Source organism: Brachybacterium sp. p3-SID957 (genome assembly GCF_025144775.1).
In the GTDB taxonomy this organism is placed as follows: domain Bacteria; phylum Actinomycetota; class Actinomycetes; order Actinomycetales; family Dermabacteraceae; genus Brachybacterium; species Brachybacterium epidermidis.
The window spans coordinates 1-8,718 of record NZ_JALXKT010000090.1; the positions used below are offsets into that span (position 1 = coordinate 1).

Genomic DNA, 8,718 nt, shown 5'->3' on the forward strand with positions numbered 1-8,718 from the left:
ACTCCGATTCTCCTTGCTGAGACTCGGAACGAAACCCAGGGCGCTTCAAGTCGCCCCGCTGAAGACGGCCGCACGCCTTCCAGGTACGTCGAGGCCTGCAACGCGGCTGGCCAGCATCCCGACCGGCACCATCACCGCAGCGAATAGAACGTAGACCGGCACCGCCAGGAGCAGTGAACCGAGCCGGGCGCTCACGCCGGAGATCTGCGACGCGACGACGACCGCCAGCGTCGTGACCATCAGTGGCACCATCGCCCCGGCAGCAACCTGGTCGAGCCTCCTGCCGGCCCGCGACCGGGCAGCGGCGAGCTGGGTCAAGGCCGCGGCCAAGAAGGGAAGCGCGATGATGAGCACGAACGCCTCGACGAACGGTGCGACCTCGATGGAGCTGGCGAACTCCGCTCCCACCAAGAGCCACATGTACAGCGGCAACAGGAGCATCTGAGCGATCATCAGCAACGGGGCCGCAGCCAGGAGCCGCTCCTCGTCGCCGCCCGCGAGGCCGGAGAAGACGATGACGTAGTCGATGCAAGGGGTGAGCAGCACGAACAGGACACCGACGAGGAGTGCCTGGTCGGCGGCGACGATCCGTGAGAGCGGCCAGACGATCAACGGCACCAAGACGAAGTTGACGACGAGGATCGTCGAAAGGAGCCGCCAGTCCCGGAACGCTCGCCCGATCCTGCCGAAGGGGATCCCGAGGAACGTGGCGTACAGCAGCAGCGCCAGCACCGGGTGGATCGCCAGCTCCGCAGGATGAGCAACCGCAGGCCAGGCCATCCCAACGACGGCCCCGAGAGCCAGGCCCGCCACGTAGAGCACCACCTGGTGCCGCTCCATCCATTCCACGCTCGCGCGCATAAGTCTCCTTCGGTTCCTTCTCGTACCAGTACCGGATGCGCAATCGCATCCAAGGTCGAGCGGCCTGGGTCAGGACACGCTGTTCTATCCGTTCTGCGGTGGCAGTGCGGCGACGATCGGGTGATCCTTGTCGATCAAGCTCAGCTCGTAGTAGATCGCCTCGACGGGGCAGACCGGCTCGCAGGCTCCGCAGTCGACGCACTCGTCGGGGTGGATGTAGAGCATTCGCTGCCCCTCGTAGATGCAGTCGACCGGGCACTCGTCGATGCATGCACGGTCCTTCACATCCACGCAGGGCAGCGCAATCACATACGTCATACCCAAGACGTTAGACCTTGAACTCAGGTTGAAGGTCAAGCCGGAGCCCTCTATGGTCGGAGCATTAGGATCTCCGAGGTCGCCGAGCGCACCGGAGTGCCCACGAGCACACTGCGCTACTACGAGCGCCTCGGTATCCTCACCGCGCACAGGAGCGCCAACGGATACCGGGACTTCGACGTGGGCCACCTGGAGCGCTTGGATTTCATCGCTTCGGCCAAGCGGCTCGGCCTCGAGCTGCCCGAGATCCGCCGCCTCCTCGACCTCGCGGACAACGGCACCTGCACGGGAGTCAAGGCCACGCTCCAGCCACTGTTGGCAATGCAGATCACCGCTGTCGAGAACCAGCTGCGAACCCTGACTGACCTGCAAGGACAGTTGCATAGGGCGCAGGCTCACGTCGACGCTTGCCCGGACAGCGACGAGCGCTGCCGGTCGGAGTGCGCGTTCAGGGCCTTCGCCGGGCACTAGGAAGCCAAGCGACTCACGAACACCAGGGTTGCATCTGCTCAATAATGCTCAGACAGTGCGCCAGTGTGAACTGTCTGCACATAGAGGCCGCTGCGGATCTGACAGCAGTGCTGACAGCAACGCGCTGGTGTCTGGTCGGTTCGCTCGAGTCGCGCCGGGGCCATGACCTGTGAAAACGTGGTCGTTCGCGCGTGTCCAGACGGACTTTTAATCCGCGGGTCGAGGGGTCGATCCCCTCCGGGCCCACCCTGGTCGAAGCCTGTCGTCGGCGACATGGCTGCGTCCTGTGGGGAGTCGACGGGAACTTGGTCGCACACCCGGCCCGTATGGCGGGGAGTGCCTACCGGCTGCGCCCGCAGGACGAGCAGGGTGTACACGGTGCGAGAACCATGTCGGCGACCCATCGGTGTCGAAGCGCGGTCTCCCCTGCGCGAGTGCCCAGGCGGAGGCGCTGGTAGGCGCCGCTCTATTGACGGGTCCGGCACCCGGGCAAGGACCCGAGAGCCGCGTTCTCAGAGGTGGGCGGCAGCGGCCGGGCCGATGGGACCAGGGTCGATGACGACCAGGGAGGCGAGTTCGATGCGGTGGCGAGGTCGGGCCGTGTCGCTGCGGGCGCGGTCAGTTCGCGGTAGCGGTGAGGTCGTTCAGGAGTGCACGGACGCGGGCGTCGATGTCGTCCCGCACCAGGCGCATGCGCTCCATCCCGTCGATGCCCCTCAGGGAGGGCTCATCGGTGTGCCAGGTGGTGACCGGCGCGGTCATTCCCTCAACGGGTTCAATTTCGGCTTCGCCGCCGATGACGATCACGTGGTCGACGCTGCGCAGCAGCTCGGAGGTGACCGGCTGGGGGACGGCGGAGGACATGTCCGCGCCGACCTCGGCGATCGCCTCCGCGGACTGGGCATTGATGGCGGTGCCGGGGCGGGTGCCGGCGGAGTGCACCTCGACGGCATCTCCGGCGTGATGGCGCATGAGGGCGGCCGCCATCTGTGACTTACCGCCGTTCTTCACGCACACGAACAGGACTGCGGGGCGTTTCGCGGTCATGGTGACTCGACCTCTCTGCTGGTTCATCGGGTGGGAACGGTCGCGTCGCCGGGGAAGAGCCGGCGGCCCATCGCGAGGGCGACGTAGACGAGGGCGACGAGGACCGGGACCTCGATCAGGGGGCCGACGACACCGGCGAGGGCCTGGCCGGAGGTGACGCCGAAGGTGCCGATGGCGACGGCGATGGCGAGCTCGAAGTTGTTTCCCGAGGCGGTGAACGCGACGGTCGTGGACTTGGCGTAATTCAGGCCGATCGCCCGTCCGAGCAGGAAGGACCCCAGAAACATGACCACGAAGTAGACCAGCAGCGGCAGAGCGATGCGGGCCACGTCTCCCGGGGCGGAGAGGATCGCGTCGCCTTGGAGAGCGAACAGCAGCACGATGGTGAAAAGCAGCCCGTACAGCGCCCACGGGCCGATCTTCGGGAGGAACCGCTCCTCGTACCAGGCCCGACCCTTCGCCTTCTCCCCGAGGATGCGGGTCAGGAAGCCGGCGACCAGGGGGATCCCGAGGAAGATCAGCACGCTGAGGACGATCGCGCCGATCGAGAATTCGGCCGACGTGGTCGGCAGCCCTAGCCACGACGGCAGCGCCTGGAGGTAGAACCAGCCCAGGGCACCGAAGGCGATCACCTGGAAGACGGAGTTGATCGCGACCAGCACGGCGGCAGCTTCGCGGTCGCCGCAGGCGAGGTCGTTCCAGATGAGCACCATCGCGATGCAGCGCGCGAGGCCCACGATGATCAGGCCGGTCCGGTACTCCGGCAGGTCGGCAAGGAAGATCCACGCGAGGCCGAACATGAGTGCCGGTCCGACGAGCCAGTTCAGCACCAGGGAGGTCACCAGCAGGCGTCGGTCAGCTCCGATTCTGCGGGTCTCGTCGTAGCGGACCTTCGCCAGGACCGGGTACATCATCACCAGCAGTCCGATCGCGATGGGGAGGGACACGGATCCGATCTTTACCGCCTCCAGTGCGGTGTTCAGGCCGGGGACGAACCGCCCCAGGAGGAGCCCCACGGCCATGGCGGCCAGGATCCATACCGGGAGCCAGCGATCGAGGAAGGACATCTCCTCCATTACGCGGGGCTGCTCCACATCCTTGGTGGTCGTACTCATCAGGGCCATGTTCCTTCCATCGACGGTTATCGATGCGTACGCTATGCCCCACATCGATGACTGTCAATGTAAGGTGAGGGCATGTCCACGACGACCGACGCCACAGCCACCGGATTCGCGCTGAGGACCGACTCTGACGAGTGCTGCTCGCTGTCCGCAGGCCCGGTCGACACCGTCGACGCCGAGAGGATCGCCTCCCTGTTCAAGGCGCTGTCCGACCCCACGCGGCTCCGACTCCTCTCCCACGTCGCCGCCCAGGGCTGCGAGTCGGTCTGCGCGTGCGATCTCACCGAGCCGCTCGGCATCAGTCAGCCCACCGTTAGCCACCACATGAAGAAGCTTGTCGACGCCGGCCTGCTCACGCGCGAGCAGAAGGGCCGCTGGGCCCACTACTCCGTCGTCCCGTCCGCCTTTGCCGAACTCCGCGCGTTCCTCGACATCGCCTGAACCTCACCCCCGGTCGGGAGGCTCCCATGACCGCTCGCCCCAGCGTCTTGTTCGTCTGTGTCCACAACGCCGGTCGATCCCAGATGGCAGCCGGGTGGCTGAGGGAGCTCGCCGGGGACCGCATCGAGGTCCGCTCCGCCGGGTCTGCGCCCGCCGACTCGATCAACCCCGCAGCGGTGGAGGCCATGGCGGAGGTCGGCATCGAGATCTCCCACCAGAAGCCGAAGGTCCTCACCCCCGAATCCGTCCAGGCCTCCGACGTGGTCATCACCATGGGATGCGGCGACGCCTGCCCCTACTACACCGGCAAGCGGTACGAGGACTGGAAACTCGAGGACCCAGCCGGCAAGGGCGTGGCGGAAGTCCGCCCGGTGCGCGACGAGATCCGCACCCGCATCGAGGAGCTCATCGGCAGCTTGCTGTCCCGCGAGCCACTCGACATTCCAGTCCAAGGTTGAGGAAAGCCGAGCGCACGTGTGACTAGGGCTTCTGGAGACACCGTCCCCAAGGAACAGATGCCGACCCGTCTCGAACACCTCTTGACAGCAACGCTGACAGCGACGCGGTGGTGTCCGTCGCGCTTCGGGTAGCAGTACGAGCCCTCTGACCTGCTTGTACACGCTCTGCGGCCGGTGCTCTGGCGGACTTTCAATCCGCGGGTCGAGGGTCGGTCCCCTCCGGGCCCACCGCAGGTCAGAGCCGAGATCGCGTTTCGGTTCTTCGCGCTGAAAGGGACTGATGCACGATCAGGAGTCGGTTGCGTGCGTCTCTAAGCGTGGTGGCATTCCCGGGGTGGCGTTGATGCGACACCGGCGCGTCAGCGCCTGAGGATTCGAACTAGCTGATCCTCCGCGGCGGTGCCTCAATGCACCGGCCAGCCGTCCTGCAGCGCTGACCTGCTCCGGGGCCCCGCGCACGTCCCGGCCCGGTGCCCGCTTACCGAACTACAGTGGAAGCGGCCGTCGAACCACGGTCGGCGAGCCAGGACTCTGATCTCGACCGAGGAGTGGATCTCCGTGACCGCACTGCTTGATTCCCGCACCGCCCTGGTGACCGGAGGGACCGTCGGCATCGGCGCAGGCATCGCACGCCAGCTCCGCGACCATGGCGCCCAGGTCATCGTCACCGGCCTCACCGAGGACGAATGCTCCCAGGCAAGGGAGGACGGCTTCACCGCCTACGTGCTCGACGTGCGTGATCGCGCGGCGTGCGACGAGGTGATCGCCCGAGCGGCCGACGAGCTCGGAGGACTCTCCGTGCTGGCCTCCAACGCAGGGGTGTACCCGCAGGCCCGCATCGAGGCGATGACCGACGAGGACATCGATCTGATCTTCGACATCAACGTCAAGGGCACCATCCACGCCGTCCAGGCGGCGATCCCCGCACTGGAGGCATCGGGGCGCGGTCGCATCGTGGTGACCAGTTCGATCACCGGCAACTTCACGGGCTTTCCGGCGTGGTCCCACTACGGGGCCACCAAGGCCGCGCAGATGGGGTTCGTGCGCTCCGCCGCGATCGAACTGGCACGCAGGGGCATCACGATCAATGCTGTGCTGCCCGGCAACATCCTGACCCCGGGGCTGAAGGAGCTGGGGCAGGAGTACCTGGACCAGATGGCACGGTCCGTGCCTGCCGGCTACCTTGGTGAGCCGGAGGACATCGGTGCGACCGTCGCCTTCCTCGCCTCGGACGGCGCCCGGTACATCACCGGGCAGGGCATCGTGGTCGATGGCGGACAGATCCTGCCGGAGACCCCGGAGGCACTCGAGGAGATCTGAGCCGTTCGCCGTCGGCCTCCAGGAGTCTTTCGCATCCCTTCCAGTTGGCAGAGACTATGCGGTGGGATGCTTCCCGTAGGGGGAGATCGCCGGTGTCTTGCGAAGAGGCGCCGGCGGTCCACCTCTTTCGCCGTCGCGGCGCATCGTGCGCCGCTGCGCTGTCCATGATAGGGGTAGATCAGGGATGAGGATCACGCGGCCGAGCACGATCAGGACGATCCGACGGGTGAGAGGCACCGCTGCACCAGTGGTCCTGGCATCCTGTGTGGCCCTGGCATTGGCGGGGTGCACAGGCGCGGACACCGGTCCCGCTGCCCCGGACGCATCGCCTGCCTCCTCCGCTTCCGAACCGGCCTCTGAGCCGGCTGCCGTCGCGGCATCGGCGGGCGGGGACTGGTCTGCCACGGCAGCGCAGGTCGCACCGAGCGTGGTCTCGATCTCGGTGCGCACCTCGCAGGGCGGTGGCGCCGGATCCGGCGTGATCATCGACGAGCAGGGCCACGTGGTCACCAACCACCACGTCATCGCCGGGGCCACCGAGGGTGGGCAGATCCTGGTGACGCTCGCTGACGAGCGGGTCTTCGAGGCGTCCGTGCTGGGCAGCGATCAGGCCAGCGACCTCGCGGTCCTGGAGATCGCCGATGCTCCCGCAGACCTGACCCCGATCGAGGTCGCCGATTCCGACGAATTGGTGGTCGGCGAACCCGTGATGGCCGTGGGCAACCCGCTGGGACTGTCCGGCACGGTCACGACCGGCATCGTCAGCGCGCTGGATCGTCCCGTGACGGCTGGCAGCGCTGAACCGTCGGCGTCGGGGGCGCAGGAGCCCGTGGTCACCAACGCCATCCAGACCAGCGCCGCGATCAACCCCGGCAACTCCGGGGGCGCCCTGGTCGACGCGAACGGCCAGCTGGTGGGCATCAACTCCTCGATCGCCGCACTCGGCCCCGAATCCGGCAACATCGGCATCGGCTTCGCGATCACCTCACGGCAGATGCGGTCCGTGGTTGACCAGATCCTGGAGACCGGCACCGTCCAGCACGCCTACCTGGGCGTGGGTGTGGGCGACGTGATCGTCGAGGTCGACGGGGCCCAGCGGTGGGCCGCAGGTGTCGCGAACGTGGCACCCGACGGCCCCGCAGCGCAGGCCGGCCTGCAGGAGGGCGATGGCATCCTCGCGATCGACGACGAGGCCGTGGACTCCGCCCTCTCGCTGATCGCGCAGATCCGTGAACGGCCGGTGGGCACCGAGGTCACCCTCGACATCGTCCGCGACGGTGAGGCCCAGGAGGTCACCGTCACCCTCGCCGCGCGGCCCTGAGCAGTGGGCGTCGCGGGTGACTCGGCGGCGGAGCTGACGATGCACGGTCACCCGTCGTGTCGTGCTCGCTCGGGATTACGCTCCGGTAATCGCCGAGGGGAGGACGCCGATGATCCGGTGCCCGTGCTGTGATGGAGGCAGTCGCGGCCCGTGGGGGGCAGCCTGCTCGGGGGAGTAGCACCATGATCCAGCCTGTCAGCGTGCCTGCGGGGCGCCCGTTGATCTCCGCGGTCACCGGCACCAACGGGAAGACCAGCGTCGGCACGGCCACCTTGCAGCTGATGCGGGCAGCCGGGTGGAGTGCCGCCGGGTACGACTCCACCGGCATCACCGACGTCGACGGTGTGCTGCACGAGGCGAAGGTGCGGCGCTCGCCCGCCTACCTGCCGGAGCTGATCGACTACCAGGTGCGCCGCGGTGCCCAGGCGATCTCCCTGGAAGCCTTCGTCGGAATCCTGGCGGACGGCCTGTTCGAGCACGTCGAAGTGGATACCGCCGTGTGCACGGGCCTGGAACGGGATCACCTCGACGTGCACGGGGGCGTCGACGGCTACTGGGCCGCCAAGCTGTCACTGTTCGAGAGGCATCTGCGTCCCGACGGGACAGCCGTGCTGGCCACGGACTGTGTGCGCGGCGACATGGTGCGCGAGGCCGCGAGGCGTCGCGGCGCCCGGGTCGTGGAAGTGGGAGAGGGCGGGCACGTGCGACTCACCGACGCTCACGAAACCGATGGACACCTCAGCGGAAAGCTCCATCTGGGCGAGGACCCCTACCCGGTCACGCTTCCCACGGTGCACTCGATCGCAGTGACGAACCTGCTGCTGGCCGCCACCGCCGTGATCGCAGCCGGCGGGTCACCCGAAGCGGTCGTGGCAGGCCTGGAACAGGTGGCCCCGCCGCCGGGCAGACTCGAGATCATTACCCAGTGCGACGGAATCACCGCCATGGTGGACACCGCCCACAATCCCGGAGCCCTGCGCACTGCGCTGACCGCAGTGCGCGAGCGCACCCCGGGCCGAGTGCTGGTCGTGTTCGGCGCGGGCGGTGAGAGGGATCGCGGCAAGCGACAGGAGATGGGAGCGATCGCCGCGCACCTGGCCGACCTGGTGGTGCTGAACGACGACAACCCCCGGCGCGAGCCTCCGCAGCGCATACGGGCCGAGGTGCGCAAGGGATGCCCGGACTGCATCGAGATCCCGCGCCGCACGGATGTGATCCTCGCCGCGCTGGAGATGGCTCGACCCGGCGACACAGTGCTTGTGGCAGGCAAGGGTGATGAGACGGTGCAGCTGGTGGGCACTGGACGCATCCCGCATGATGACCGAGAGGTCATCCGCCAGGCCATGGCGGCCCGCTGAAT

10 protein-coding genes are annotated in these 8,718 nt (G+C 67.6%); 6 read left to right on the plus strand and 4 right to left on the minus strand.

The genetic code is table 11. The features are described 5' to 3' along the window. Positions 1-45: 45 nt before the first annotated feature. A complete protein-coding gene (locus M3B01_RS13960; protein ID WP_259793074.1) occupies positions 46-861 on the minus strand; it encodes an arsenic resistance protein in 816 nt (271 codons plus the stop codon). 84 nt (positions 862-945) lie between these two features. Beyond that, positions 946-1,179: a ferredoxin family protein gene (locus M3B01_RS13965; protein ID WP_193866798.1), complete on the minus strand. Its 234-nt coding sequence runs from the start codon at positions 1,177-1,179 to the stop codon at positions 946-948. A gap of 69 nt (positions 1,180-1,248) precedes the next feature. Here M3B01_RS13965 and M3B01_RS13970 point away from each other — a divergent pair, with 69 nt between their 5' ends. Further along, the gene (locus M3B01_RS13970) at positions 1,249-1,650 is read left to right on the plus strand and encodes a MerR family transcriptional regulator (protein WP_259793084.1); all 402 of its coding nucleotides are present in this window, start codon (positions 1,249-1,251) and stop codon (positions 1,648-1,650) included. 618 nt (positions 1,651-2,268) lie between these two features. Here M3B01_RS13970 and M3B01_RS13975 read toward each other — a convergent pair. Together M3B01_RS13975 and arsB are read right to left on the minus strand one after the other, a co-directional pair. Beyond that, a complete protein-coding gene (locus M3B01_RS13975; RefSeq protein ID WP_259793077.1) occupies positions 2,269-2,697 on the minus strand; it encodes a low molecular weight phosphatase family protein in 429 nt (142 codons plus the stop codon). A 23-nt stretch (positions 2,698-2,720) separates the two neighbouring features. After that, a complete protein-coding gene (gene arsB / locus M3B01_RS13980) occupies positions 2,721-3,812 on the minus strand; it encodes an ACR3 family arsenite efflux transporter (protein WP_031307374.1) in 1,092 nt (363 codons plus the stop codon). Between the two features lie 81 nt (positions 3,813-3,893). Between arsB and M3B01_RS13985 the strand changes: the two genes are divergently transcribed. From M3B01_RS13985 to M3B01_RS14005, 5 genes are all read left to right on the plus strand, one after another. After that, entirely contained in the window at positions 3,894-4,259 is a 366-nt protein-coding gene (locus tag M3B01_RS13985) for a helix-turn-helix transcriptional regulator (protein WP_193866796.1), read from the plus strand. Between the two features lie 26 nt (positions 4,260-4,285). After that, positions 4,286-4,717, plus strand: coding sequence for an arsenate reductase ArsC (locus M3B01_RS13990; protein ID WP_259793082.1), 432 nt, complete (start codon positions 4,286-4,288; stop codon positions 4,715-4,717). Between the two features lie 558 nt (positions 4,718-5,275). Beyond that, positions 5,276-6,037, plus strand: a complete 762-nt coding sequence (fabG, locus tag M3B01_RS13995) for a 3-oxoacyl-ACP reductase FabG (RefSeq protein ID WP_193866794.1) — start codon at positions 5,276-5,278, stop codon at positions 6,035-6,037. Between the two features lie 184 nt (positions 6,038-6,221). Further along, complete coding sequence (locus M3B01_RS14000) at positions 6,222-7,358, plus strand: S1C family serine protease (protein ID WP_228020113.1); 1,137 nt, start codon at positions 6,222-6,224, stop codon at positions 7,356-7,358. Positions 7,359-7,540: 182 nt separating this feature from the next. Further along, positions 7,541-8,716 carry a Mur ligase family protein gene (locus M3B01_RS14005; RefSeq protein ID WP_193866792.1) on the plus strand — a complete coding sequence of 392 codons (1,176 nt, stop codon included), beginning with the start codon at positions 7,541-7,543 and terminating at the stop codon, positions 8,714-8,716. The last annotated feature ends 2 nt before the right edge of the window (positions 8,717-8,718 follow it).

What these genes read in the sequence shown, in the direction of transcription:
- M3B01_RS13985 (WP_193866796.1), top strand. Translation starts at nt 3,894, where the DNA reads ATGTCCACGACGACCGACGCCACAGCCACCGGATTCGCGCTGAGGACC.
- M3B01_RS13990 (WP_259793082.1), top strand. Translation starts at nt 4,286, where the DNA reads ATGACCGCTCGCCCCAGCGTCTTGTTCGTCTGTGTCCACAACGCCGGT.
- M3B01_RS13975 (WP_259793077.1), bottom strand. Translation starts at nt 2,697, where the DNA reads ATGACCGCGAAACGCCCCGCAGTCCTGTTCGTGTGCGTGAAGAACGGC.
- arsB (WP_031307374.1), bottom strand. Translation starts at nt 3,812, where the DNA reads ATGAGTACGACCACCAAGGATGTGGAGCAGCCCCGCGTAATGGAGGAG.
- M3B01_RS14000 (WP_228020113.1), top strand. Translation starts at nt 6,222, where the DNA reads ATGAGGATCACGCGGCCGAGCACGATCAGGACGATCCGACGGGTGAGA.
- M3B01_RS13965 (WP_193866798.1), bottom strand. Translation starts at nt 1,179, where the DNA reads ATGACGTATGTGATTGCGCTGCCCTGCGTGGATGTGAAGGACCGTGCA.
- M3B01_RS13960 (WP_259793074.1), bottom strand. Translation starts at nt 861, where the DNA reads ATGCGCGCGAGCGTGGAATGGATGGAGCGGCACCAGGTGGTGCTCTAC.
- M3B01_RS14005 (WP_193866792.1), top strand. Translation starts at nt 7,541, where the DNA reads ATGATCCAGCCTGTCAGCGTGCCTGCGGGGCGCCCGTTGATCTCCGCG.